A 24,191-nucleotide genomic window follows, 5' to 3' on the forward strand; every position below is an offset into this window, starting at 1 on the left:
TTGGAGTATTATTAGAGACGATAGTGATCGTCCTGCTCTAACTACTTGATATTTATAAAAAAGTCCCCGGCGGACAAAGCCGCCGGGGCAGAGGTCACCGGCTTGGGGGTACCGGGTAAGACCCATCCAGGGAGGGAGATGGGTCAGCAACGAGCGCCGTTGCAGCACTCGACTCTATGACAGGGGCTTTCCGGCCTTAGTTCCCTACTCCCCGCAAAAAAAACCAAGAGTCTTTAACAGCTTTATGTTGAGCAGGATGACGCAGCCTGTGGGCAGCCTGCATTCCAAGACGCGCCGCTCTTCTGGCGCTCAGTCTGCCCTGCCTTAGCCGTGCGCCTGGGCCCAACTACGCCCATATCCCCATTCCACTTCCAGGGGTACGCGCAGCTCGGCGGCGCTTTCCATCTCTTGTTGCAGGATCTGCGCCCAATGCTCTTCATGGCCCTGGCGGACCTCAAAGACCAATTCATCGTGTACTTGCAGCAGCATCACGATATCGCTTTCATCATGCAGCTGCCGATCAATGCTAATCATGGCGCGTTTGATGATGTCGGCTGCGGTTCCTTGTAGCGGAGCATTGATGGCTACGCGTTCGGCCCCCTGACGACGGGCGGCATTCCGGGCTCGAATCTCCGGAAGGATTAACCGACGCCCGTATAAAGTGCGTACTTCGCCATCTTTCTTGGCTTGTTCGCGAACCCGGTCCATATAGTCTTTGACACCAGGGAAGGCTCCAAAGAACCGGCGCATAATTTGGTCGGCTTCGCTGCGGTCCACGCCTAAGTTGCGTGCCAACCCGAACGCTGAAATACCGTAAATCAGCCCAAAGTTGATGGCCTTGGCTGCGCGGCGCTGGTCGCTGCTGACTTGGTCTTCTTCTAAGTCCCAGACCTGCGCAGCCGTGCGCCTGTGAATATCCACTTGATCGGCAAAGGCGGCGCAGAGCAGCGGATCTTCAGAGAAGTGGGCCATGAGCCGCAGTTCGATCTGAGAATAATCCAGGGCCAATAAAGACCAGCCCTCACGCGCTACAAAACACTCGCGAATGCGTAGCCCTTCGGGCCGACGGATGGGAATGTTCTGCAAATTTGGATCGGCGCAGGACAGGCGCCCCGTGCTGGCAACGGCCTGTTGAAAGCGGCAATGCACACGCTGTGTTGTGGGGTTTACCGCTTTGGCCAAAGCACGGGTGTAGGTGCTGCGCAGCTTAGACAACATGCGCCAACGCAGAATTCTGCGTGGCAATTCATGCTCGGCGGCAAGCTCTTCGAGTACATCCTCTGCGGTACTTGGTGCGCCCTTGGGCGTTTTACGCAGCACTGGAAGCCCGAGCTTGTCGAACAGAATCTGGCCGAGCTGAGCCGGACTGCCCAGATTAAAGCTTCCTTCGGCAATTTCATGGCAGCGCTTTTCTTCAGTTTCAATCTCGGCGCTGAAGTCGGCGTCTGCGGCGCCTAGGGCTTCCAAATCTAAGGCGATACCCCGACCCTCCATGGCCGCCAAAATTGGCGCCAGAGGCTTCTCTATATCGTTGTAGATGGAGGCCAGCTGCGGGTCCTGTTCAATCGCTTGGCTCAAACGCTGATGCAGGGCCCAGGTGACGGCTGCATCCTCGGCGGCGTATTCCGTCGCGGCATCCAGTGGCACATCCCGGAAGTTAAGTTGTTTGCGGCCCTTGCCGGCGACATCTTCGTAATGGATGGTGTCGTGCCCCAGCCAGCGCTGCGCCAAGCTATCCATGTCATGACGCTCATGCGCCTCGAAGACATAAGACAGAAGCTGGGTATCTTCCCAGGGACGTGCCAAGCTCAGGTCATGGCGCTGCAAAATGGGCGCATCAAATTTGCCGTTTTGCAGCACATGCGCGGGACCATCATCTCCGAGTAGCGTGGCCAAAGCATCGCGAACGGCGTCTAAACCCAGCTGCGCCTGCTCGGTGTTGTGTCCTACGGGAACATACCAGGCCTTGTCTGCGCTGGCCGCAAAGGATAGCCCCACCAAATCGGCTTGCAGGGGATCCAGACTGGAGGTTTCGGTATCCACCGCGAGCAGCGTTGCTTGGCGCAGCTCTGCGCACATCTGCTCCAGATCGTCTGGGCTTTGCACACATATGCTGGTGATATTCAGACCCTCAGTGGAGGGCTCTATTGCTGCTGCAGAAGCAGCATCTGAAGGGGGTGCAGGCTTGGCCTGGGGAGCCGACCCCTCCAACCAGCTGTTGAAGCCCCAGCGTGTGGCAAAGTTGGTTAAAGCTTGCTCGTCGCAGGACCGGCGGGGCAGGTCCTCCCAGCTTTGGCTGAGCTCTAAATCGGATTTGAGGGTGGTGAGGCTCAGCGCCAATTCCACTTGTTCCAAGTTTGCGCGTAGGGTCTCGCCGGCCTTGCCTTTGACCGAGTCGGCTTGCGCTAACAACTCCTGTAGCCCACCAAATTGCATGAGCCACTTGGCTGCCGTTTTGGGGCCCACACCCTTGAGGCCAGGCACGTTATCGCTGCTGTCACCCACCAAAGCTAACCATTGGTCCACCAGTTTGGGCGGTACACCAAACTTCTCTTCGACTTCCGCCGGGCCTAGCGTTTTATTCTTGAACACATCCCACAGCACCACCCGCTCATCCACCAGCTGCGCCAGGTCTTTGTCCGAACTCACGATTCTGACGGGGTCGGCGGTTTGCCGAGCCAGACTGGCAATGACGTCGTCGGCTTCCACGTCATTCATCTGCACCATAGGCAGGCCAAAAACGCCCACCAATTCCACAATAGGATCAAATTGAGAGCGCAAATCAGGTGGAACGGGTGGCCGCTGCGCTTTGTACTCGGCATACAGCTCGTGTCTGAAGGTGCTGCCTGGAGCATCGAATACAACAACAATGGGCTCGTCGCCGAAGTTACGCAGCAACTTCCGCAGCATGTTGCCGAAGCCAAACACGGCTTGGCTGGGTTCGCCTTGCGGGTTGGTGAGCTCAGGTAATGCGTGGAAGGCTCTATATAACCAGCCGGAGCCATCAATGATGATGCGGGTGCTCATACAGGTAACCGCCGCTCCAGTTGGAAGATAGACTCCACCGTTTCTGCGGCTCGTGCTAAATGCAGCTGCGTGCCATCCACCAATACCTCAGCCACATGTGGACGGGTGTTGTAATGCGAGTTCATCGCCGCTGCATAAGCCCCAGCGGAACGCACCGCTAATAAATCTCCTTCGGCCAGGGACAATTCCCGCTCTTTGCCCAGCCAATCACCGGTTTCGCACACAGGGCCTACGACATCCCACACTTGAGCGGCCTCCTCACGCGGGCGCACTGGCAAAATGTCATGCCAGGCCTGATACAACGTGGGGCGCATCAGCTCCGTCATTGCGGCATCCACCACGGCGAAATTCTTATGCGCTGTGGGTTTGAGGTACTCCACTCGCGTGAGCAACATACCGGCATGCCCAGCAATGGCCCGGCCTGGTTCGATATACACCGCCAAATTACGACCTTGCAAACGTTGGCGCAGCACATCACCCCAAGCCGCAGGATCAGGCGGAGTTTCGTCGCGATAGCGAATCCCCAGGCCGCCGCCTAAATCCAAGTGTTCCAAGCGAATACCCTGCTCCTCCAGGGCATCAACCAACTGCAGTAGCCGGTCTAGCGCTTCGGTATATGGCGCTAAATCGGTGAGTTGAGAACCAATATGGCAATCCAAACCAACCACGCGTAAGGCCGGGTGTGCCTGGGCTTTTTGGTAGGTGGCAAGCGCCGCATCCATACTGATGCCGAACTTATTCTCCTTGAGCCCGGTGGCAATGTAAGGATGCGTTTTGGCGTCGACATCTGGGTTCACGCGCAGGGCAATAGGCGCTACGCAATCGAGTTTGCTGGCAATCGATGCAATGCGGTCTAGCTCGGCTGTGGACTCCACATTCAAGGCATGGACGCCGTAGCGAAGGGCGGCTTCAATTTCTGCCGCACTTTTCCCGACGCCGGAAAACACGACTCGGTCGCCGGGAATATCCAGGGCTTGCAGACGCGCTAATTCGCCCCCGGAGACGATGTCAAAACTAGAGCCCAGCCGCGCTAAAACGTCGAGTACGGCCAGGTTTGAATTGGCTTTGACGGCATAGCAAACCCGATGCTCAAGGCCTGCCAGCGCCTGATCGAAGGCTTTGTAATGCCGTTCCAATGTAGCCCGAGCGTAGACAAAGCAGGGCGTTCCAAACTGCTTGGCGATGTCTTCAAAAGACACCTCTTCGGCATGTAATACACCGTTGCGGTAGGAGAAGTGATCCATGGTTAGTCGCTTTTTGCAGGTTGGGGCGCCGGGGACGCCGTTGGGGTGGGTTGGAGACTAGGACTGGGCTCAGGCGCCATGTAGAGATCTCCGCTTTGGCCGCAGCCCACTAAGCTTGCACAGAAAAGTGTGGCTAGCAGCACGCACGCGGGTTTAGCGCTCGATGGTGTAAACCAGGTCACCGCCCGATTCCACCCCGGATTCGGTCTGTAATGTCCACTTCGAGGATATTTCATAGCGCGCACGAAAGCTGTAGATGGGTTCGAAGAGCCCGATGCCATAACTGACGTACAGCCGGGGATTCAGATATTTTCCCAGAACCAGCGCCGCTTGGCTGGTGTCTTCACCGGGGCGAGTTCCAATACTAAGCTCGTCCAGACCCAACTTGCCCTTGAAGCGCTTGCTCAGAAGGTCTGATCCCTTCAGCCCCAGCGCCAAAGCGGCATTTTGCATACTGCTTTCTTCGGCCTGGTTCAGGTTCTGACTGCCTCGGCCCAGCACCAACCATGAAAGCTGCTCGGTTTGGTTCATCCCAGGCTCAGACCAGAGGCTGATTTCTGGTTTGCGCACTGCGCCTCGAGCTTGGATACCAACGCGAATATCACTCCGAGGTTGGCGAAAGGCACGCAGGTCAATTCCGGGTTCATCCAAGCCGCCACCTGAAAATATCAGCCGGCCACGCTGAATGGTGAGGTCCTGTCCATAGGCCTTGTAGCTGCCATCAATCAGTTCCAAGGTGCCATTGGCAGTGGGTTCGCGCTGGGGCTCTTGGCGAATTCGCAAATCTCCGCGGAGGTTGGTTTTGAGCCCAAAACCTTCAAAGCGTGCATTGGAATCGACCAATAGTCGTATGTCTGCTGCGAGCTCTATACCGCTGCGCCGGGTTGTCAGCTCCTCGCCCACGATGACTTCATCGCGTGAAGGAGCCACGAAGGAGGGGCCAGCCGTGGGCAACGACGCCGGATGGATATTGGCCTTGGGAATACGCAGTTGCCCACTGAGATTGAGCAGCTCTTCTTGCCAGTCCAGCTCTAACTCAGGACTAATCTCGACCTGACCTAGGTCTGTGCGTAAAACTTCAAAATTTTGTCCGCGTATGCGCAGACTGGCGCTTTGCTGCAGCGGCTGCACACTGCCAGTGAGCGCCATTTTCCCCCGTCCGCTACCAATCTGCCCCTGTAGCCTGAGCTGATCTTGGTTGCCATCTAAGCGAAGCTCTAGGGGATCCAGCGTGATTCCGGGTGTAATCAATTGGGCTGAGGCCTGTTGTAACTGCAGCTGACCTTCGTAAGTCGGTGAGGACAATTGCCCTTGGGCTTGTATGTCTACGGCGAGCTGACCTTGTAGCTGCTGCACCTCGGGTAGTAATCCACGCAGACGTCCTAAGTCGCTCAACTGAAGTTTGAGTTGCGCCGTTTCGATGTCGTTGCCGTTGTTCACAATGGCCTGGGCGCTGATTCCGCCATCAGCAGATGCCAAAGGCCACTCCCAGCGCATGCGGGCTTGTTGCGGCGACCAACTTAAGCTGCCTTCGCCCGGTGCCCAGCGTAGGCCTGGAATGTTGGTGTCGGGTACTTCGCCGAGTAGTACCGGGCCCGTGGTCCAGTTCAGCTGCGCGCTCGAAGATCCATCTGCCGCTTGGGTTGCCTTGGCCTCAACACTCAAACGGCCATCAACCAGGCTAGGTGCTTGCCCGGCCCACTGCGCTAATCGCTGTAAGGAATAATCGCCCAGACTGAGCTCCAGGTTTCGCACTTGGCCTTGCTGCTTTGCCCCCAGACAGAGTTTGCTCTCGGCGCTGCGCAAACACCCACCTGCAACTCGCCAAGCGGCGCCTTGCTCGGTCCAGCGCAAGGGTGTGTCTAGGCGCCACTGCTCCCACGGCCGCAGTTGAATATCCAGGCGATCCAAACTGGCCTGGCGTTGCCCAGGTGTTGCCAAGCGCGCTTGGGCCTGACCGCGGATATCTGCACCTAAAGCCTGCAACTGCCATTGGCTTTGCAGCCGCTCCAATGATCCGCGCAGGGTTAACTCAAGCTGGTCCAAGGTTTGGCCGGCCAATTCCCCTTGCTGCAGGCGTACAACAGCCTGATTGGCAATGGAGGTGTCCAGCGACAATCTGCCCGCAATGTCTCCAGATGCTAAGCGCAGATCTGGGCCCTCCCAGTCCTGCAGATGCCCATGAATAACTGCCCAGGGCTTGCGCATATCGCCTTGAACCTGCGCCCGCAGCTCTAGCGGGGTGCGCCAGCCTGGGAGTATCTGTAATTCGGCCGGTATGTGTGCTTCGATGTGCAGCGCCGAACGCTGGCTGAGTTGGCCCTTGGCGCTCACCTGGGCTGTTGCGACGCTCAGCGAAGCCCGCTCAGGCAGATCAACTCCGCCATTCCAGACCAATAGCGGCAGGGTTACAGCAATGGGATGATTCTGCCACTGCGTGTTCAGCTCCCATTGGTCCAAGCGGGCTGTGGCGTCGCTCCCATCCCAAGCTAGTCCACCGGCAAACACCAGCGGGTGCTCGGCCTGGGCGAGCCATGGCTGCACATTCAGCCCTGCTGAGCGTATTTGGCCCTGAACCTGGATGTGGGGAGCCAAGTTCAGCTGCAGTTCGCTGGTCAAAGGTTGACCAATAGCTTGTTTGCCCTGTGCGTCCAATACATCTACGCGAAGCTCAGCCGTGCCCTGGGTAGGCTCTGGCCACTCGCTGCGGAGCAAGGCTTGTAACGGGGGTTGGCCGCTGAGATGAATCAGCGCCGCATCCATGGCCAATTGATCAGCCTGCATCTCAATGCGAGCGCGCAGTCTTTGCAACAGCGGCTGGAAGATTTGCTGATCGTGATTCCACAGTCGGATCTGGCCCAGATCCATAGAGGCGATGACCAGTGATGGCAGCTCTGGCCACTGCAAAGTGGCGGGTTCTTCTTGCTCATCCTGCACAGGCTGCTCCTGCGCGCTGGGCAGGGTCAGGTCCAGCTCACGCAGGCGAATCCCTCTCAGCTGCCAATGGCTCCCAAACTGATCTAACAACGACCAATCCATCTCGATGGATCGGGCCTGTATTCGGAGCTCGCCAAACTGCAAATCTAAGCCGTAGATTCGCGGCCCTACCAATAAAGACCCCGCCACCCGGTCTACATGAATCCCCGCTGGTAGCACATGTCGCACCTGGCCCCAGAGCAACTTAAAGCCGGTTTCGGTCAGAAGACCGGCGATAAGCACCGCTAGCGTGAACCAGCCCAACAACCAGGGGCTAAACCGATATAAAAACCAGCGGGTCATAGTTCACCGCCAATACCGATATGCAGTTGCACCTGCGTATCGGCATCGTCCAGAGGGTGCGCCAGATCGGCGCGGACCATGCCGATGGGTGTGCGCCAGCGAAAGCCCAGCCCTACCGAGCTCACCCAATCCTGCAGCCAGGCATTACTAGCACTGCCGCGGTCAGCGAATACGGCTAGGCCGTAGTTGCCCCAAATCAGGCGGTCGACCTCTACAGAAATGGTCTGCAAGTAGCGGCCACCGACCACTTCACCAGCGTCGTTGCGTGGGGCAATTTGGCGATAGTCATAGCCGCGGATACTGTTATCGCCGCCGGCAAAAAAGCGTTGCGTGGCGGGCAGCTCACTGGCTTCATCCAGCCAGTTGGCTCCGGCTTGGCCGCGAATAATCAGCCGGCTGCGTGCATCGAGGGGGTGAATCCAGCGCGCCCGCAGTTGGAGCTGCGCAAAGCTGGTGCTGGATAACAAGCTGTCATGGGCCCCATGCAGGTCCATGAACACGCTGTAGCCGCGCCGGGGCAATAAAAGATCGTCGGCATGGCGCAAAGTCAGACTGAGGCCAGGCGTGATGAGGTCGGTTTGCTGCAGGCCATCGGCGAAGCGAAAGCGTTCCCCTTCGTAGTTGACGTAGTACTGCCAAAGACGCGGCCCTTGGATGCGGTTCCGCGCCAAGCCCGAGAGCAGGGTCACCGTACGGGTGTCTCCAAGCTGTTCCTCGCGCCGTTGGCTGCGCAGGGTCCAGTTCGCTCCTGGCTCTGGTCCGGTGGGAATAATGTACTGCCCACTTAGGTCGATACGAACCTCGGATACACGTGCCTCACCGCGCAGCCGGTGTCCGCCACGGTTGAGATAACGCAGCTCCACAGCGCCGGATACCCGCGGGCCGGTATCGGTGCCGAAGCCAGCGCCAAGTTGCCATCTTTGAGGGGGTTTGGGCTCTGCTTTGATGTCTAAATGCACTAAACCTGCCGCTGCGTCGCGGGAGGACTGCACGTCTAAGCTGTCGAAATAATCTAGGTCAAACAGCCGCAGTCGCAGCTCCAGCACGGCATCTGTGCTGAAGTCGTCCCCGCTGTGCACGGGAACATACTGATCCAAGAACTCTGGGTCGAGAATGGGCTGATCAATCGCGATGCGGCCGAAGTGATATTGGGGGCCCAGCTCCATGACCCAATCAATTCTCGCCAGTGCAGATTTGGGATCGACGATGAGTTTCTGCCGCTGCCAACGGGCGTCTAAGTACCCGGCGTCTTGAGCCGCTTCCATCCATGCGGTTTTTAAAGCGCGATACTCGCGGTGGTCCACCTGCTGCCCGGCTAGTACTCCGGCACGCTTTGTCGGTGATGTGATCCAAGCCGCATTCACGGGCGGTTCGGTCCGGATCTGCACATCTTCCCAATGCGTGGGCTGGCCTGTTTCCACTTGCAGGTTGGCCGACCAGCCGCCCTCCGCCAAGCGTGTCAGCTCCGTACGAATCTGCGGTTCATAGTAGCCAAAAGCCCTTAGCCCATAACGCAGCTCTTGGGGGGCTGCCCGTAGGCGTCTTTGCAACAAGACGGGATCGGCGTCTGCTGCCGTCCCAATCAGACTTAAACCCGCGCGCAAGCTGTCGCGCAAGGCCCCTTCAACACCGGATACGGTGACGGTTTGCGCGTAACTAGGCGGTATGGCGCACAGCAATATGGCCGCCAGCCATAAAGCCGGCAGACACAAAAAGGGCGGCTCGTAGCCGCCCTTCCCGATATTGTTCCGTTTAGGGTTGACGGGATTGCTCAACCAAATGGTCCACCACCGAAATCATGCCTTCGAAACCACCTGCTTCTCGGCCGCTGGTCCAGTACTGGTTATCCACAGCCATGGCAGGGACTGCAGGAATGCCCAAAGCGCGAATTAAGTTTTCGCCCTGCGCCACTTTGCTCTCGACGGCAAAGCTGTTGAAGGTTCCACGAAAGTCTTCGGCACTCACACCGTTGGCCACGAAGACTTCTTCAATCTCCGACTCACTGTTGAGCCGTTTGCGCTGCTGATGCATGGCCCGAAACAGGGCTTGGTGCACTGGGTCCAGAACATCGAGCAGTTCGGCTGTGTAGTACGCCTTCGCATGCAATTTGCCGACAGCACGTCCTAGCGCCGTGGGAACCCGGCGGAAATTCACATCGTCTGGCTTCTCGTCCAGCCACTGCTCAAGAACAGGGTCGAACTGGTAACAATGAGGGCAGCCATACCAGAACACTTCAATGACGTCAGGGCGAGCGCTATCCGGGTCTGGAAAGTCGCTACGCGCTGACTTGTAGTGTTCTTCTAGCTGATATTGCTGAGTCGAAGTTTCCGCCGCGCTGCAGGCCGAAGCCAAAGCCAGCGCGAGGACCACGAGAATGCGGTTCATGAGACGCCTTTAGTGTTGTGCTTTATTGGTGCAGGCCAGACATGTAAGAAGCGAGGGCTTCAATTTCCTTGTCGGTCAGGCCTTTGGCTACCTGGGACATCATCTGTGCATTAGCAGTTCCAGCACGGGTACCTTCGCGGTAGAGCTTGAGCTGGGTTGCGCTATACGCTGCGTGCTGGCCGGCCAAGCGCGGCCATTGTGCTGCTGAATTGCCCATGCCGGCAGGACCGTGGCAGCCGCTGCAGGCCGGTGTGCCAGTGTCTGCTTTGCCGCCACGCCAAATGGGTTCGGCAATAGCCACCAGCTCAGGATCAGCGACGCCAGCGCTCATTTCTTGCGCGGTGAAATACGCCGCCAAGTCCTTCATATCCTCTTCGGACAAGCCCATGGCTTGGCCGTTCATCAGTGCGTTTTTGCGTGCACCAGACTTGTATGCTTGCAGCTGACCCACCAAGTAACTGGCGTGTTGGCCAGCAATTTTTGGCCATTCGGGATTCATGGAATTCCCGTCTGCACCGTGGCAGGCTGCACACACGGCAGACTTGGCTTTACCGGCTTCTGGGTCACCAGCGTGGCTGCCGCCAGCATGATCGTCGGCAAATGCAGGAATGCTGAAGCCCAGCACGGAAAGCAGGAGCAAGGTATGTTTCATCGCAAACGGCCTCTGTCAATTAATCGAGCCACTGGCATTTGGCAGCTTTGGACCTGAAAAACAGACCAATGTTTCCAAATACCTTCGGCAATGCTGCGGAGCATTCTAGCGGATGACGCAACCGGACTACACCGCCCAATGGCGTAATACCCGATTTTTTCAGTCGGTAGGCAAGCTTGCGCAACTTCCCACCAGTGGGGTGGAAGTGGCTTTTGCTGGACGTAGCAATGCGGGAAAGAGTTCTACGCTCAACCGCTTGTGCGGGCAAAAAGCTCTGGCCCGCACCAGCCGCACGCCAGGCCGAACGCAGCTGATTAACCTCTTCGATTGGGCCGAAGATGCCCGTCTGGCAGACCTCCCAGGCTATGGCTTCGCCAAGGCACCGCAGGCTGTGCGCCGACAATGGGCGGATTTGGTGCAGGGGTATTTCGTGAATCACCCGCCCCTGCGTGCCGTGGTTGTCATCATGGATGCGCGACGCCCGCTGACCGAGCTCGATCAGCAAATGGTCGAATGGGCCAGTGCAGGTGGGTTGCCGGTGCTGTGTTTGCTGAATAAAGCCGACAAATTAGGATGGGGCGCGGCCATGAGCGCGTTGCTGCAAACGCGCAAAGAGCTGGCGAAGTTAAACCTGCCGCAGGTGCAAGCCGAATTGTTTTCCGCCCAAAGTGGGCTGAACGTCGATCAGGTGCGGCGCATTATTGGCGATTGGTTAATGGCGACAGAGGCGTGACGGCCGAACGTCGTCGCCGTATTTGGGGACTGGCCCTACCCATCATTGGGGGAATGGCCTCGCAGAACCTGCTCAATCTCATCGATACCGCCATGGTGGGTGCCTTGGGTGCGCCAGCACTGGCTGCAGTGGGCATGGTGAGCTTTTTGCACTTTTTGGCGGTGGCTGCGCTGACGGCATTATCCAGTGCTGTGCAGGCCTTGGCCGCTCGCCGGATGGGTGAAGGCCAATCCGCCATTGCGGCGCGACCCTTAAACGCCGGTTTGCTCTTGTCTTTGACCCTGGGTCTACCGCTCACAGCCGTGTTGTATCTGGGGGCACCAACATTACTGGGCTGGGTACTCGATGATCCTGCTGCCATTGCCCAGGGTCAGCCCTACCTCGAGGCCCGTGCCTTGGGTGTGGCTTTTGTGGGCATGAACTTTTCCTACCGAGGCTTCTTTGCCGCGGTGAATCAGACGCGGTTTTATTTGCGCACGCTGCTGATCATGCATGTGGTGAATGTGCTGCTCAGCTACGCGCTCATATTCGGTCATTGGGGTTTGCCCGAATTAGGTACGCGGGGTGCGGGTTTGGGCACCGCCTTGTCAATCATTCTGGGTAGCCTGATCTACACGGCCACCGCGCTTAAGCATGCGCGTCCGCATGGTTTTATGCGGGCGCGGCCTCACTGGGAGCAGTTCTCCAGCTTGCTCAAGTTGGGTCTTCCATCCTGCATCCAACAAATTTTCTTTGCCGGCGGTTTTGTCGCGCTGTTTTGGATCATTGGCCAGGTTGGCACTCGCGAGTTGGCGGTAGCGAATGTGTTGATCAACCTCAGCTTGGTCGCCATTTTGCCGGGTATGGCCTTTGGTATCGCCGCGGCTAGTTTGGTGGGCCAAGCTTTGGGGGCCCAGCAGCCGGAATCGGCGCATGCTTGGGCCTGGGATGTCATTCGCTTATCTGCGCGCATCTTTGGAGTCATGGGCATTGTGTGTGTGTTGCTGCCCCGGCCTTTGCTCTCTTTATTCCTCCACGAGCCTGCTTTGGTCGATATGGGCACTATTCCCCTGCAGCTCATCGGCCTTGGCATGGTGGTGGACGGGGGTGGTCTCATATTGATGCAAGCCTTGTTAGGCGCAGGGGCGGCTCGCACCGTGATGTTAGTCAGCGTGGGCTTTCAATGGTTGTTGTTCCTGCCGGCTGCTTATCTGGTGGGGCCTTGGTTGGGTGGGGGCCTGCTCGCCATTTGGTTAGCCATGACCGTATACAGGGGGGTTCAGGCGCTGGTGCTGTTATGGATATGGCAGCGCCGGGCTTGGCAGAGCATCCGGATTTAGGGCGCATTGGGCCTTAGGCCATGTGTTCAGGCTTGAGCATCTGAGCGTTGATCACTCAGTTGAATCGTGATCCGCAAACCCAGAGCCTTTGCAACCTTGGAAACTGTAGCGAAGCTAGGGTTGCCATTGGGAGACAAGGCCTTATACAAACCTGCGCGCGTCATTCCTGCGTCTTTGGCTAAGTGAGTCATGTTTCGGGCTTTTGCGATGTTACCTAAGGCAGCCGCAATCAAAGAGGGGTCACCATCTTCCTGGCACGCTTCCAGGTAAAGGCGAATGTCCTCTTCGGTTTCGAGGTAATCAGCCGTCTCGTACCGGCTAAACTTTTCAGCCATTGGTTAGTCCATCCATTCGTCAGCGATGGTCTTAGCTCTTTCAATGTCTTTCCGCTGGGTGCGCTTGTCGCCACCACAAAGCAGGACAATCAATAGTTCACCACGCCGCATGTAGTAGACCCGGTAACCGGGGCCATAGTCGATTCTTAACTCACTTAGGCCTTCCCCAATAGGTTGAACGTCACCAGGATTGCCCAGAGCGAGTCGGTCAATACGCATCTGAATACGCGCCTTCGCGCGACCATCTTTCAGCTTGCGAAGCCAGCGGTCAAAAGTAGCGCTTTTGACAATCTCGACCATGCTGAAACTGTAGTAAACAGCAAGCCATGCGTCAACCACAGTAAACACATTGCGAGTGAACGCTTCGCTACCAAGACCCTTTTTACACCTTGTCAGACCCAAGGCGGGGCCGCTGTTGCTTTCATGAAGCTAAAGTGCTGCCTATGTTGAAGCTAGTGTGTGAGAAGTCTTCACCGATTCTTCGCCAGAAATCCGTATAATGCGCTGTGAACAAATGTTTACTTAGGCCGCGTAAGGATGCGTGGCAACTGGATAGATTTGAGAGAGTCCATGACTGATTCCCCGCGTTACTCCCGCTCGCTGAGCCCAAGCAGCCTGCCCATGTTCACCTTTTTTGTGCTGCTGCACCTGGCCTGCTTGGGCTTGTTCTGGGTGGATGCCGGTGCCACTGAGTGGGCCGTGTGCTTTGGCCTATTTGTCTTGCGCATTTTTGGAGTGACTGCTGGCTACCACCGCTACTTCGCTCACCGCGCCTACAAAACCAGCCGGGTTTTTCAGTTTGTGCTGGGCGCACTGGCGCAGAGCTCGCTGCAAAGTGGCCTGATCTGGTGGGCCAGCAAGCATCGCGACCACCACAAATACGTGGACACGCCGCGCGACTCCCATAGCCCCCGCGAATACGGCTTTTGGTTCTCCCATTTGGGCTGGATCTTCAATGAACGCGCCCAGCATCCCAACCTGGACAATGTGCCCGACATCATTCGCTACCCCGAGCTGGTCTGGTTAGATCGCTACCACTGGGTGCCAGGTGCTGCGCTGGGCGTCGGGCTATGGCTATGGGGCGGTTGGTCGATGCTGGTGGTCGGCTTTTGCCTCTCCACGGTGATTACCTGGCATTCCACCTTCTTCATCAATTCCTTGGCCCATGTCTTCGGCAAGCAGCGATACCTCACCGGAGACGATTCACGGAACAATTTTTGGCTGGCTTTGCTCACCCTGGGTGAGGGCTGGCACAACAACCACCACTACTACATGTCTAGCGTGCGCCAGGGCTTTTTCTGGTGGGAGATCGACATCACTTACTACCTGCTCAAAATGTTGAGCTGGGTAGGATTGGTGTGGGATCTCAAAGAGCCACCAGCCCATGTGCGTGCCGGCGAACGCAAGATTTCGGCTGAGGTAATTGATCGCGTGGCCAAGCAGTTGGCCGATACCTTCTCGGCCGAGCACATCACCTCCAGCGTGCAAGCGCGTTGGGAATCCTCAGAGGTAGCCCGGGCGTGGGCTGAGTTTCGCCTGCAGGCCGAAGAACGTTTGGCAAAGAGCCGTCAGGCCATGGCCGACTGGCATCTACCCGAGCTGCCCAGCGTAGAAGAGTTCGAGCGGCGGGCGCGCAAAATGTTCGCCCGCTCCCCCTCTATGGATGACGTGGTCCTGCGTGCTCGCCAGATGCTGGCCGAGACGGTCACCTTAAGGCTGCCGGAGCCGGTTCAGGCCGGCTGAACCTCGCCGGTGAGCACCCCGTCGCGGTAATCCTGCATGGCTTGCTCTAGCTCGGCGTGGGTATTCATCACAAAGGGCCCGTATTGGGCGACGGGCTCTTTGAGTGGTTTTCCGGCCAAAACCAGCGCGCGTAACTCATCGCTGCCTGGGTTGTGCAGGCGAATTTCGTCGCCGTCGTTGAGCAAGGCGGCCTGCTGGGCACTCACCGCCTTGTCGCCGATATGGGCCTCGCCGGCCCAGACGTAGACCAAGGCTTGTAGTTCCTGGGCGAGGGGCAGCATCAGCTGAGCGCCAGCCGGCAGCCGCACATCGGCGAACACTGCCTGGGTGGTGCCGGATTGCACGGGGCCTTGCAGCGTATGCCCCTCGACATCGATCTGCCCGGCCACTAGTTTGAGGGTGCTTCCACCTGCGAGTTCATGCACTGGGATGTCGCTGGCTGCAATGTCCCGGTATCGTGCCGGCTGCATTTTGTCGGCCGCTGCTAGGTTCAGCCAGAGCTGAAAACCGTGCATCAAACCGTCCTCTTGCTGCGGCATTTCCGAATGAATGATGCCGCGCCCTGCGGTCATCCATTGCACATCGCCGGGACCCAAATCGCCCTGGTTGCCCATGTGGTCTTCATGCCGCATATGGCCGGCGAGCATGTAGGTCACCGTTTCGAAGCCGCGATGCGGATGGGGTGGAAACCCGCCCTGGTAGTCCGCAGGGTCAGCGGAGCCAAACTCGTCCAGCATCAAAAAGGGGTCGGCGCGGCTAATGGGGTTTTGGCCCAAGCTGCGGCGAATGCGCACGCCGGCGCCGTCTGAGGCTTCCAAGGCCGGAATAATGCGTTGAACCTGTCGGGACCTAGTCATCCCAACCACCCGCCAGAATGATTTCCGACAAGGGCTTGCGCTGACGAGGCTTTTGGTCGCGTTGAGCAATGTCTTCGGGCAAGGCACTGCCGTCGCCCGCGTAGCCAATCGCTAAACCGGTGAGGGCCTTGAATGGCTGTTCCAAGCCGAAGAGGTCAGCGGCAACATCCGGAAGAATGCCGCCCATTTGGTGCACCACCAAACCGCGCGCGGTCGCCTCCAGCGTGAGGCTGGCCGAGGCGGCGCCCAGATCATGTTCGGCGGTGCCGTTGGGCTTGTCGTTATGTTCATAGGCGCTGCGAACGATGCCCAAAGCTAATACCGGCGCATGTGCAGTCCAGGCCTGGTTGCCTTCCACCAGCACCTGATCATGGATGCGTTCCCACACTTCATCATTGCGGCCTTTCACGCCCACGATGTAACGCCAGGGTTGAGCGTTGTAGGCCGAGGCGGCCCAGCGGGCGGCTTCGAAGATGGCGGCGAGGTCCTCAGATGCAACGCTGCGGCTGGAGTCAAACGCGTAGGGGCTCCAGCGATTCTGCATCAGGCCGTGGATGGGTTGGTCTACAGGATTTTTCGCCATGGGGAACTCGCAACAATGAATTTAGAGGCAGAGTACCTATTGGCTCAATGAAGAAAAAGAGGGATTATTCGTACATTCCCTTCGACTCAGTAGATAAATGAAAGGGCTTGCACGCATTTCCTTGGAGCAGTGGCGGGCTTTGCTTGCCGTAGTCGACGCCGGAGGCTACGCCCAAGCCGCGGAGCTCATGCACAAGAGCCAGTCCAGCATTAGCTATGCCATCCACAAAATGGAAGATCTGCTGGGCCTCAAGGTGTTTGAGGTGCGTGGCCGCAAGGCAGAGCTGACACCCACCGGCCAGATGTTGGTGCGCAGGGCCAGACTGCTCTTACAAGAAGCCGTAGAGCTAGAGACGGCGGCCAAGCGTTTGAGTGATGGCTGGGAAGCCGAGGTCAAACTCGCCGTGGATCAGCTCTACCCGGTGGACATTTTGTTTCAGGTGTTGGAGAGCTTTTCCGCAGAAGCACCACTCACCCGCATAGATTTGCTGGAGACCGTTCTGGGCGGCGGCGACGAAGCCTTACTTGGGGGAGAGGTCGACCTAGCCTTGCTGCCGGTGGTGCCCCCGGGTTTCTTGGGCGAGCCGGTTTATTCCATGCGCTTTGTGGCGGTTGCTCAGCTTGAGCATCCCTTGCATCACCTAGGGCGGGCTGTGGATATTCAGGATTTACGCCAACATCGCCAACTGGTGGTTCGTGACTCGGGCTCACGGCGCTCTAAAGACGCCGGATGGCTGGGGGCAGAGCAGCGCTGGACTGTGAGTCACGTCGATACTTCCATCCGCTCGGTATGTGCGGGTTTGGGCTTTGCCTGGCTGCCTGAGCATCGAATTCGTGCCCAGCTGGACAGCGGCGAACTCAAACCCCTGCCCTTACGCGAAGGCGGCCAACGTGAGCAATGGCTGCACCTGATTTTTCGCGATCGGGATTATGCGGGCTTGGCGGTGAAGAGGCTGGCACAGCTCTTTAGAGATCAACCGCAATAGGCAGTCTCCGTTTCGGCCTGGATGGGCCTGCCTGCCGCGGATTGGTCGCTACGGCTTATCCGCCGCAAACCGGGGCCGCCAGACAGGACTCCTGTCCTGGCTGGCGGGAGCGGGCGTCCTTCCCGCTCCCCTGCGGGCCTTATCCGGTTCGCGTCGGGCCTACGCGAATATCCGCTTTAGGCAGGCCCACCCAGGCTTACGTCACGCAAGCGCCTCGGCGTCATAACTAAATGCTGGCGCCGTCGCACGTCCTATAGATCTGGCTTCGCAAGCAGAACGCGTCGTAACTCCTCATCCCACGAAGACCAAGCTTGTCGCATACAGCTGTGGTGAATCGCAGTGAATGGCCTATAAAGAATGCAACTGGGCGACGCGGGAAAAAGCCGACCGCACACGCTTAGCCGGAGCCGTTAAAACGACTGCTCCCGCGTGGCCGTAAAGCGCAGGTCTGGCCAACGCTCAATGGTCATCTCCAGATTCACCCGGGAATTGGCCAAATACACCAGCGCACCGGAATGATCGCGAGCGAGGCGCTCGGGCATTTTGTCGATGAGCTTTTGCATTTCCCGCTCGGGGCCATCGATCCAACGCACGGTATGAATGCTGGCCCCCTCGAACTTGCAGTTCACGCGGTACTCGTCCCGCAGGCGAGCCTGTACCACGTCAAACTGCAGTACGCCCACTGCGCCCAAAATCACTTCATTACCAATCAGCGGCCGGAAGACCTGCGTCGCCCCCTCTTCGCAGAGCTGGTCCAATCCCTTGTGCAGTGCCTTGGCTTTGAGCGGGTCGGCCAGAATCACGCGCCGGAACAGTTCGGGCGCAAAATTGGGAATGCCGGTGAAATGCAGCTCTTCACCTTCGGAGAAGGAGTCCCCAATGGCGATGGTGCCGTGGTTATGCAAACCAATAATGTCGCCGGGGTAAGCTTGGGCTGCGGCTTCGCGTTCGCTGGCCAGGAACGTGACGGCATCGGAAATACGCACGCCCTTGCCTAATCGCACGCTGTGCAGGGTCATGCCCTTTTTGTACTGTCCTGAACACACCCGCATGAAGGCAATACGGTCGCGGTGGTTGGGGTCCATGTTGGCCTGAATCTTAAAGACGAAGCCGCTGAGCTTGTCCTCCTCGGTGGCCACGGGGCGCTGGCGGGTGTCGCGTGGCAGGGGCGGCGGGGCCCATTCCACAAAGCCGTTGAGCAATTCGCGAATGCCAAAATTACTAATGGCCGAGCCAAAGAACACCGGCGTAAGTTCGCCGGCCCGGTAAGCCTCCAAATCGAAGGGGGTGCCGGCTTCTTGGATCAGTTCTACCTCATCCAACAAGTTTTGGTACACATCGCCAAGCTTATCCTCATGGCCATGCAGGCCTTCTAGCGTTTCAATGTCGCTGAGCTTGTCGCCTTTGCCGGTGTAGAGATAAATGCGGTCTTCGAGGAAGTGATACACCCCCTTGAAGGCCCGGCCCATGCCGATGGGCCAGGTGATCGGCGTGCAGCGGATTTTGAGCACGTCCTCCACCTCGTCTAGAAGCTCCATGGGTTCGCGGCCTTCACGATCCAGCTTATTGACGAAGGTGACGATGGGAGTGGTACGCAGACGACAAACTTCCATCAGCTTGATGGTGCGTTCCTCAACGCCCTTAGCGGCATCAATCACCATCAAGGCCGAGTCCACCGCGGTGAGCGTACGGTAGGTGTCTTCGGAGAAGTCTTCGTGCCCCGGCGTATCCAGCAGGTTCACGATGCGGTCTTTATAGGGAAACTGCATCACCGAGGTGGTCACCGAGATCCCCCGCTCCTGTTCCATAGCCATCCAGTCGGAGGTGGCATGCCGGGCCGCTTTACGCCCTTTCACCGTGCCCGCGAGCTGAATCGCGCCCCCAAACAGCAAGAGCTTCTCGGTGACCGTGGTTTTACCGGCGTCGGGGTGCGAAATGATGGCGAAGGTGCGCCGGATGGCCGCTTCTTCGGCAATGGAGGACATGGCTGAAACCGTGCAAGCAATAACCCACCATTGTAACGCGGAGCAGCAGCCAGTTAGGCGGACGTCTGATTGAAGCAGAGCTACAGGAAACGGCCACTAGAACCTGATGGTAGCGGCAATGGAAGCTTCGCGAATATCGATGCGGTATTCAAAAAATTCCGCTGTCACGTCTACGTCGAGCATGCGATAACCGACGGCGACGCCGAAAACTTCGTTGAATGGAACAAAGAAGGACGCAGAGCTATCCACGCCGTGACCATTGTCCAGTTCGATATAGCCTGACTCCAGCCGAAACTCAATCGCAGCAATGGGAATCTCGAGACCTGCGCGTGCACCGTAGCCCGAGTCTGTCCGCTTACGTGAAGTGCTCTCCTCGGCCGACCAGCGCTCATGGGCAACCCCAAGCCAAAAGTGAACTGGTGTAGGAGCTTGAGTAAGGTAATAGCCGAGTCCAAGGCGTTGATTGGTTGCCCCAAAGGAGCCAAACCCATCGTAGGAACGATCCGCATATTCGCCGAGGAAGAACACTCTGTTGAAAACACCAATACTGGTTTGAACAGATCCCCCTCGGCCATCTAAGCGGTCCCTTCCGAAGTTGAAGGTTGTTCCTTCGCTATTAAATATGTAACCAACCCGAATCTCGGAGTCATTAGCGGCAGCAGTAGACCACCAACATGCACAGAAAAAGCTGGTGAGGATGGTTTGCGCGACCCGACCTGAAAATACTGGCTTCACTGTGTGTGCCCTTTAAATTTCGGAAGAAGCATAGACCCAAAGAACACAGAAGTAACCTTGGGTGAGAAGTAATTGCTCACGACCATCATTGAAAAGACGCGCTGACCGTTGCGTTGCGCCGATGTCAGCTTATGCGCTGCATTTGCGTAGTAGGGGGAACAACCACGAGGGACCGCACCTTTAGGAGGTCATAGATGCTTCTACACCAGCCCAAACAAAAGGGTTTTACTTTGATCGAGTTGTTGATGGTGCTGGCCATAGTCGCCATTCTCTGTGCCGTATCTGTTCCAAACTACGGGCGTCTGGTGACCAGAGCCAAAGTGGCCGAAGGCCTAGCTTTGGTGGGGCCAGTGAAAGCCGCGGTTGTGGAGTATTACGCTGTCAATGGCGAGCTGCCTCAGGCCAGCAATTGGTTGTCCCTGTTGAAAGAGTTGGGCTTGCCCCTGAGCACCAATTCCGGTGCAGCGGCAGGGAGTTATGTGCAGCGCCTATGGTGGAACAAGGCCGAACAGGAAATCCGCATCCGCTATGGTGTGCCGCCCGTCGATGGGGGCGTTTTGGCGCTACAGGCCTCGCTTGAGGCGGGGCGGACAAGCTGGCGTTGCTATTCCCCCCAGCAAAGTATCCCGGCGAAATATCTGCCAACGCTGTGCCAGGGGTAGTCGGCAGCAGTGGCCGCCTTACTCCACCGTAACTGCAATGCTTTGCAGGCCGGAGGTCATGTTTGCATTCGGAGTCTCTTCGGCATCCAACCAGGGGTCGGCATCTCCGCTTTGGCCATCGACGCGTAGATTGGCGAAATCAAACAAATTCATATCGGCCAGTTGCGACGGCGCCACATGCTGCATAGCGCGAAAGATCTTGTAGACTCGGTCGGGAGCTTGCTTGTCCCATTCGGCCAACATGCGCCGAATCGTTACCCGCTGCAGATTGGGCTGGCTGCCACACAGGGTGCAGGGGATGATGGGAAAGCCCGCCGCATCGGAATAAGCCTGAATATCGTGTGCCCGGCAATAGGCCAGCGGTCGAATGACCACATTGCGCCCGTTATTGGATTTCAGCTTAGGCGGCATGGCTGCCATGCGGCCGCCGTGGAAGAGGTTCAAGAACAGGGTCTCGACCATGTCATCCATGTGGTGACCCAGGGCAATCTTGTTGTAGCCATGCTCTTCGGCAAAGCTGTACAAGGCCCCGCGGCGCAGTCGTGAACACAGCCCACATTGGGTTTTTCCTTCGGGCACCACACGCTGCACCACGCTATAGGTGTCCTGCTCCAGAATATGGAACGGTACGCCCTTGGCTTGCAGGTACTCGGGCAGGATGTGTTCGGGGAAACCGGGCTGCTTCTGATCCAGGTTTACGGCCAAAATGTCGAAATGCACCGGCGCCGCTTCCCGCAGCGCCAGCAGCATATCCAGCATGGTGTAGCTGTCCTTACCGCCCGACAGGCAGACCATCACCCGGTCGCCATCCTCAATCATGTTGTAGTCGGCAATGGCTTGCCCAACTTGCCGCCGCAAGCGCTTCACGCGCTTGTTGGCTTCCAGTTCGGCTTTGCGGGGGTCGGTGGAGGTCTGGCTCATCGTGGCATTTTACCGCGTGAGGTAAAAGCAGCGAGCGCGGTTTAGCACTCCGCTAGGGCAAGTGAATCGCCGGCGAGAGAGGAACGTGGCTGAGGGGGCAGGCTATTACCCTAGGCGCGGACACAGGGGCCTTGCTTGCTGAAAGCGCTCAAACAGATGGACAAGAGCCCCGCGAAGCTCCGCGGAACCCGATACAGTCAGCAACTACGGCATAGAGCGTTGTGTTTGGAGACCTAATTAACCCATGTGGGCCTGAAGCGCGCCTACGAAGCGATTCCAAGAAACAGAGCCAGTGACCTATAGACCGGGATCAACTCTGTGGCATCCAGGGCCCCAATGATTGAGCCGACCTTTTCGCGCTTGATTGTCATCGGTTTATCCACCATAACTTGCCAGGGCTTCCGCAGTCCGTTGCCTTCGCTTGGGGGGAGGCTGACCCGCAGCAGAGGCGCGTTCGCCAACTCCCCTGTGATCGGCAGAATAGATACAGATGTCGTTTCTGAAAAATATCCGCCTGGGTCACCAATGCTGGGCGAGGCTTGCCATGGTCGCCCTGTATGGCAACGGTGACTAAGTCGCCTCGTCTCATTCGTTCCAACCCTCAATATCGTTCAGAGCGTCTTTCGACAGATGGTCCATTTCAACCCCATCTGCCTCCGCTTGAGCAACGAGCACAGATTGCCTACGACATTCCTCAAGGAAGCCTTCGCGTCGCGTATCGGGAAGCCAAATCTGAACGGGACGGAAGCCGGCGGCCCGAAGGGCATTGCGGTGCTTCTGCACGCGTTGATTGACGTGAGTTTGAGACATGACCATCGGCGGAAAACGTTAGATGGAACACACTACAGTTCGTTACATGCAACGCCAAGCGACCGCCTCCTAAAGGAGAATGGGGGACGTACCCTGGTACCTCATTGGCAATAAATGTTGTGGCCAGAAAAGGTGGTACGTCCCCAAGTTTCCGCAAATTTCTAAACTTACTGCATACACGCCGTCGCGGATAAATTGACGCTATCACCCGAGATGCCCATTTCAGGGTGTAGGACTGACGACTCATTAGTGACGCAACCTGGGCGAGTCGCAGGAGTGGGAACGACCGTAACAGGGAGTCCCGCCAATGCTAGAAAGGACCCCTCGTCATTCTTACACGCAGTCGAAACAAGAAGTGCTGGTAAATCAGTAGAGGTGAAGCAAACACCGACGGCGACGGGCAAGGCTTCGTCTCGAACATCGACACCTGCGATCAAAGCAGTCGCGTAAGCACATGAAGAATACAACTCTGGTTCTGCAAGGTACGTAGTACAGTCCGGGTCCACGGCTGTCTCGTAGGCAAACTTAATTTGTGATCTGCCACTACTGCCCCCTGGGGCCTCATTGATTTGCGACTCAACAATGCTTCCTGCAAGAAAAGCTGCAGTAAGAAGCGTTGAGTTGATGGCGCTTCCGGTAGGAATGAGAGGTTGTATGGAGCTTGAGCCTGACATGAGTCGCGTTTGTACGCATGCGCTGATGACCTCAGCGGGCATGCCGAAATATTCAATGAGGCAGTCCTCAACAGTCTCCCGCGTTGCATCAGGAATGGTCCTTTTGACATCTTGCCAGTCCATCATCAAATCATCAGCACTAGATGCGTTATTGTAAAAAGTGAAAAAAAGACACAAAAATATCGACAAAATAGTTTTATTCATTGTGGTCCTCCGCATAAGATGGCCTTCTATGTAGGCCGGTTATATTGGTGCAATACATATGGTCTGATGACCGCCGCTGATTACTTTCAACGAAATAACGTTTGGCCTAGGAACCCTGAGCTGATATCAATCGTTGGATCGATTCCGGATATAGATAGCGTCAGTCGATCGAGGGGACCGCTCACGCGGTTGAGCTCAATACTATAGTTTCCAGAGGTGCTCTCGAAAGCCTCGAAGTCCCCTCCAAGTGGGGTTGGTATATAAGACTGCTCTCCCTCGGGTGTAACGATGTTAATCAACGCTAACTGATAAGAAGGTATTGCCTGAATAAATACTAGGCCACGAGGAGACTGGATTGATGCCGAAACTTCACCTGAAATGACTCCACCTCCAATGCCTACGAAACTGGCTCCCACAACTGTTCCGTCAACATCACTATAATCATAAATAAAAGCCTCGTTTCCACTGCCAGCCGAAACTAAATCATAGGCGGTGTCGCAAGTAAAAGACCAACCAAAGCTGATGTCAGGTTGACTTGCAAAAGGAAGTGGCTTTTGTCCTTCTGATACCAAGGTGACGATAAATAGATTGCCAGAGCCTTCGACTGCTCGTGAACCTGTTACCCAATACGAGCGCCCGCTCGGAGACGTTCGGGTAGTTTCAAAATCACCGACACTGGTATAGACGGGTTGGTCCTGACCAAATGAGGATGACCCGAAGGACCGGCCGTTTTGGAAGTAAATCATATATGACGGGCCAACCGTATTAATCTCTCCTGAAAGATAATGCGAAAAGTTACAACTTGCACTCTGTGGAAGGTCGAAGACAAATTCGTAAGCTCTCTTATTAAAAGACTCAACGGTCGCCCAATGCAACTCAGTAACCTGAGTTAAATATGCAGAGGTAGCTTGTGTTCGACCTACGGCATTAGTCATGTCTCTATGCGAAGTGTCTTCTGCACAACCAAAGAATAAAGAACACAATATGATAAAAAAGGTCCTGGTGGGGAAGAACATAGTATTGGCGCCTCTTTCCATTGGTGCTAAGTAAAGGTGGCA

The 24,191-nt window shown here is 57.0% G+C and carries 21 protein-coding genes and 1 pseudogene; 5 read left to right on the top strand and 17 right to left on the bottom strand.

Features of this window, described 5'->3' with window-relative positions:
• Window positions 1-324 precede the first annotated feature (324 nt).
• The 6 genes from polA to KI787_05385 all read right to left on the bottom strand — a co-directional run bounded on the left by polA (window position 325) and on the right by KI787_05385 (window position 10,587).
• Window positions 325-3,027, bottom strand: a complete 2,703-nt coding sequence (gene polA, locus KI787_05360; GenBank protein ID MBV6629368.1) for a DNA polymerase I — start codon at window positions 3,025-3,027, stop codon at window positions 325-327.
• Complete coding sequence (gene lysA / locus KI787_05365; GenBank protein MBV6629369.1) at window positions 3,024-4,271, bottom strand: diaminopimelate decarboxylase; 1,248 nt, start codon at window positions 4,269-4,271, stop codon at window positions 3,024-3,026. The genes polA and lysA overlap by 4 nt, the downstream gene beginning before the upstream one ends.
• Window positions 4,272-4,424: 153 nt before the next feature.
• A complete protein-coding gene (locus tag KI787_05370; GenBank protein MBV6629370.1) occupies window positions 4,425-7,550 on the bottom strand; it encodes a translocation/assembly module TamB domain-containing protein in 3,126 nt (1,041 codons plus the stop codon).
• Window positions 7,547-9,325, bottom strand: coding sequence for an outer membrane protein assembly factor (locus KI787_05375; GenBank protein MBV6629371.1), 1,779 nt, complete (start codon window positions 9,323-9,325; stop codon window positions 7,547-7,549). The genes KI787_05370 and KI787_05375 overlap by 4 nt, the downstream gene beginning before the upstream one ends.
• Window positions 9,303-9,935, bottom strand: coding sequence for a thiol:disulfide interchange protein DsbA/DsbL (locus KI787_05380; GenBank protein ID MBV6629372.1), 633 nt, complete (start codon window positions 9,933-9,935; stop codon window positions 9,303-9,305). The genes KI787_05375 and KI787_05380 overlap by 23 nt, the downstream gene beginning before the upstream one ends.
• Window positions 9,936-9,957: 22 nt before the next feature.
• Window positions 9,958-10,587 carry a cytochrome c4 gene (locus KI787_05385; GenBank protein ID MBV6629373.1) on the bottom strand — a complete coding sequence of 210 codons (630 nt, stop codon included), beginning with the start codon at window positions 10,585-10,587 and terminating at the stop codon, window positions 9,958-9,960.
• 112 nt (window positions 10,588-10,699) lie between these two features.
• On the opposite strand from KI787_05385, the gene yihA reads away from it, so the two are divergent.
• Both yihA and KI787_05395 read left to right on the top strand, forming a co-directional pair.
• Window positions 10,700-11,320, top strand: coding sequence for a ribosome biogenesis GTP-binding protein YihA/YsxC (gene yihA / locus KI787_05390; GenBank protein ID MBV6629374.1), 621 nt, complete (start codon window positions 10,700-10,702; stop codon window positions 11,318-11,320).
• Complete coding sequence (locus KI787_05395; GenBank protein MBV6629375.1) at window positions 11,317-12,639, top strand: MATE family efflux transporter; 1,323 nt, start codon at window positions 11,317-11,319, stop codon at window positions 12,637-12,639. The genes yihA and KI787_05395 overlap by 4 nt, the downstream gene beginning before the upstream one ends.
• 26 nt (window positions 12,640-12,665) lie before the next feature.
• Here the strand turns inward: KI787_05395 and KI787_05400 are convergent, their stop codons facing one another.
• Both KI787_05400 and KI787_05405 read right to left on the bottom strand, forming a co-directional pair.
• Window positions 12,666-12,974, bottom strand: coding sequence for a putative addiction module antidote protein (locus KI787_05400; GenBank protein MBV6629376.1), 309 nt, complete (start codon window positions 12,972-12,974; stop codon window positions 12,666-12,668).
• Window positions 12,975-12,977: 3 nt separating this feature from the next.
• On the bottom strand, window positions 12,978-13,274 hold the full coding sequence (locus KI787_05405; GenBank protein MBV6629377.1) for a type II toxin-antitoxin system RelE/ParE family toxin: 297 nt from the start codon (window positions 13,272-13,274) through the stop codon (window positions 12,978-12,980).
• A 270-nt stretch (window positions 13,275-13,544) separates the two neighbouring features.
• Between KI787_05405 and KI787_05410 the strand changes: the two genes are divergently transcribed.
• A complete protein-coding gene (locus KI787_05410) occupies window positions 13,545-14,717 on the top strand; it encodes an acyl-CoA desaturase (protein ID MBV6629378.1) in 1,173 nt (390 codons plus the stop codon).
• Here KI787_05410 and KI787_05415 read toward each other — a convergent pair.
• Together KI787_05415 and KI787_05420 are read right to left on the bottom strand one after the other, a co-directional pair.
• Complete coding sequence (locus tag KI787_05415; GenBank protein ID MBV6629379.1) at window positions 14,705-15,574, bottom strand: pirin family protein; 870 nt, start codon at window positions 15,572-15,574, stop codon at window positions 14,705-14,707. The genes KI787_05410 and KI787_05415 overlap by 13 nt on opposite strands.
• Complete coding sequence (locus tag KI787_05420; protein MBV6629380.1) at window positions 15,567-16,157, bottom strand: nitroreductase family protein; 591 nt, start codon at window positions 16,155-16,157, stop codon at window positions 15,567-15,569. Before KI787_05420 ends, KI787_05415 begins: the two co-directional genes overlap by 8 nt.
• A gap of 97 nt (window positions 16,158-16,254) precedes the next feature.
• On the opposite strand from KI787_05420, the gene KI787_05425 reads away from it, so the two are divergent.
• A complete protein-coding gene (locus KI787_05425; protein ID MBV6629381.1) occupies window positions 16,255-17,142 on the top strand; it encodes a LysR family transcriptional regulator in 888 nt (295 codons plus the stop codon).
• Between the two features lie 410 nt (window positions 17,143-17,552).
• Here the strand turns inward: KI787_05425 and KI787_05430 are convergent, their stop codons facing one another.
• The gene (locus KI787_05430) at window positions 17,553-19,127 is read right to left on the bottom strand and encodes a peptide chain release factor 3 (protein MBV6629382.1); all 1,575 of its coding nucleotides are present in this window, start codon (window positions 19,125-19,127) and stop codon (window positions 17,553-17,555) included.
• Window positions 19,128-19,223: 96 nt separating this feature from the next.
• Entirely contained in the window at window positions 19,224-19,862 is a 639-nt protein-coding gene (locus KI787_05435) for a hypothetical protein (GenBank protein ID MBV6629383.1), read from the bottom strand.
• Window positions 19,863-20,056: 194 nt separating this feature from the next.
• Here KI787_05435 and KI787_05440 point away from each other — a divergent pair, with 194 nt between their 5' ends.
• On the top strand, window positions 20,057-20,524 hold the full coding sequence (locus KI787_05440) for a pilin (protein ID MBV6629384.1): 468 nt from the start codon (window positions 20,057-20,059) through the stop codon (window positions 20,522-20,524).
• An 18-nt stretch (window positions 20,525-20,542) separates the two neighbouring features.
• Here KI787_05440 and ttcA read toward each other — a convergent pair whose 3' ends face one another.
• The 5 genes and pseudogenes from ttcA to KI787_05465 form a co-directional block, all read right to left on the bottom strand.
• Complete coding sequence (gene ttcA / locus KI787_05445) at window positions 20,543-21,445, bottom strand: tRNA 2-thiocytidine(32) synthetase TtcA (protein ID MBV6629385.1); 903 nt, start codon at window positions 21,443-21,445, stop codon at window positions 20,543-20,545.
• Between the two features lie 263 nt (window positions 21,446-21,708).
• A pseudogene (locus KI787_05450) lies at window positions 21,709-22,034 on the bottom strand (type II toxin-antitoxin system PemK/MazF family toxin).
• Window positions 22,031-22,261 (bottom strand): antitoxin MazE family protein, encoded by a 231-nt coding sequence (locus tag KI787_05455; protein ID MBV6629386.1) that lies wholly within the window; start codon window positions 22,259-22,261, stop codon window positions 22,031-22,033. Before KI787_05455 ends, KI787_05450 begins: the two are co-directional and overlap by 4 nt.
• A 161-nt stretch (window positions 22,262-22,422) precedes the next feature.
• Window positions 22,423-23,133 carry a hypothetical protein gene (locus KI787_05460; GenBank protein MBV6629387.1) on the bottom strand — a complete coding sequence of 237 codons (711 nt, stop codon included), beginning with the start codon at window positions 23,131-23,133 and terminating at the stop codon, window positions 22,423-22,425.
• 86 nt (window positions 23,134-23,219) lie between these two features.
• Window positions 23,220-24,068, bottom strand: coding sequence for a hypothetical protein (locus KI787_05465; protein ID MBV6629388.1), 849 nt, complete (start codon window positions 24,066-24,068; stop codon window positions 23,220-23,222).
• Window positions 24,069-24,191: the final 123 nt, after the last annotated feature.

Source organism: Oceanococcus sp. HetDA_MAG_MS8, assembly GCA_019192445.1.
Classification (GTDB): Bacteria; Pseudomonadota; Gammaproteobacteria; order Nevskiales; family Oceanococcaceae; genus MS8.

Excerpts from the sequence above, each read along its gene's own strand:
- KI787_05400 (MBV6629376.1), bottom strand. The coding sequence starts at position 12,974 with ATGGCTGAAAAGTTTAGCCGGTACGAGACGGCTGATTACCTCGAAACC.
- KI787_05460 (MBV6629387.1), bottom strand. The coding sequence starts at position 23,133 with ATGAATAAAACTATTTTGTCGATATTTTTGTGTCTTTTTTTCACTTTT.
- KI787_05455 (MBV6629386.1), bottom strand. The coding sequence starts at position 22,261 with ATGGTCATGTCTCAAACTCACGTCAATCAACGCGTGCAGAAGCACCGC.
- KI787_05465 (MBV6629388.1), bottom strand. The coding sequence starts at position 24,068 with ATGACTAATGCCGTAGGTCGAACACAAGCTACCTCTGCATATTTAACT.
- KI787_05410 (MBV6629378.1), top strand. The coding sequence starts at position 13,545 with ATGACTGATTCCCCGCGTTACTCCCGCTCGCTGAGCCCAAGCAGCCTG.
- ttcA (MBV6629385.1), bottom strand. The coding sequence starts at position 21,445 with ATGAGCCAGACCTCCACCGACCCCCGCAAAGCCGAACTGGAAGCCAAC.
- KI787_05370 (MBV6629370.1), bottom strand. The coding sequence starts at position 7,550 with ATGACCCGCTGGTTTTTATATCGGTTTAGCCCCTGGTTGTTGGGCTGG.
- yihA (MBV6629374.1), top strand. The coding sequence starts at position 10,700 with ATGACGCAACCGGACTACACCGCCCAATGGCGTAATACCCGATTTTTT.
- polA (MBV6629368.1), bottom strand. The coding sequence starts at position 3,027 with ATGAGCACCCGCATCATCATTGATGGCTCCGGCTGGTTATATAGAGCC.
- KI787_05405 (MBV6629377.1), bottom strand. The coding sequence starts at position 13,274 with ATGGTCGAGATTGTCAAAAGCGCTACTTTTGACCGCTGGCTTCGCAAG.
- KI787_05415 (MBV6629379.1), bottom strand. The coding sequence starts at position 15,574 with ATGACTAGGTCCCGACAGGTTCAACGCATTATTCCGGCCTTGGAAGCC.
- KI787_05420 (MBV6629380.1), bottom strand. The coding sequence starts at position 16,157 with ATGGCGAAAAATCCTGTAGACCAACCCATCCACGGCCTGATGCAGAAT.
- KI787_05430 (MBV6629382.1), bottom strand. The coding sequence starts at position 19,127 with ATGTCCTCCATTGCCGAAGAAGCGGCCATCCGGCGCACCTTCGCCATC.
- KI787_05380 (MBV6629372.1), bottom strand. The coding sequence starts at position 9,935 with ATGAACCGCATTCTCGTGGTCCTCGCGCTGGCTTTGGCTTCGGCCTGC.
- KI787_05425 (MBV6629381.1), top strand. The coding sequence starts at position 16,255 with ATGAAAGGGCTTGCACGCATTTCCTTGGAGCAGTGGCGGGCTTTGCTT.
- lysA (MBV6629369.1), bottom strand. The coding sequence starts at position 4,271 with ATGGATCACTTCTCCTACCGCAACGGTGTATTACATGCCGAAGAGGTG.
- KI787_05440 (MBV6629384.1), top strand. The coding sequence starts at position 20,057 with ATGCTTCTACACCAGCCCAAACAAAAGGGTTTTACTTTGATCGAGTTG.
- KI787_05385 (MBV6629373.1), bottom strand. The coding sequence starts at position 10,587 with ATGAAACATACCTTGCTCCTGCTTTCCGTGCTGGGCTTCAGCATTCCT.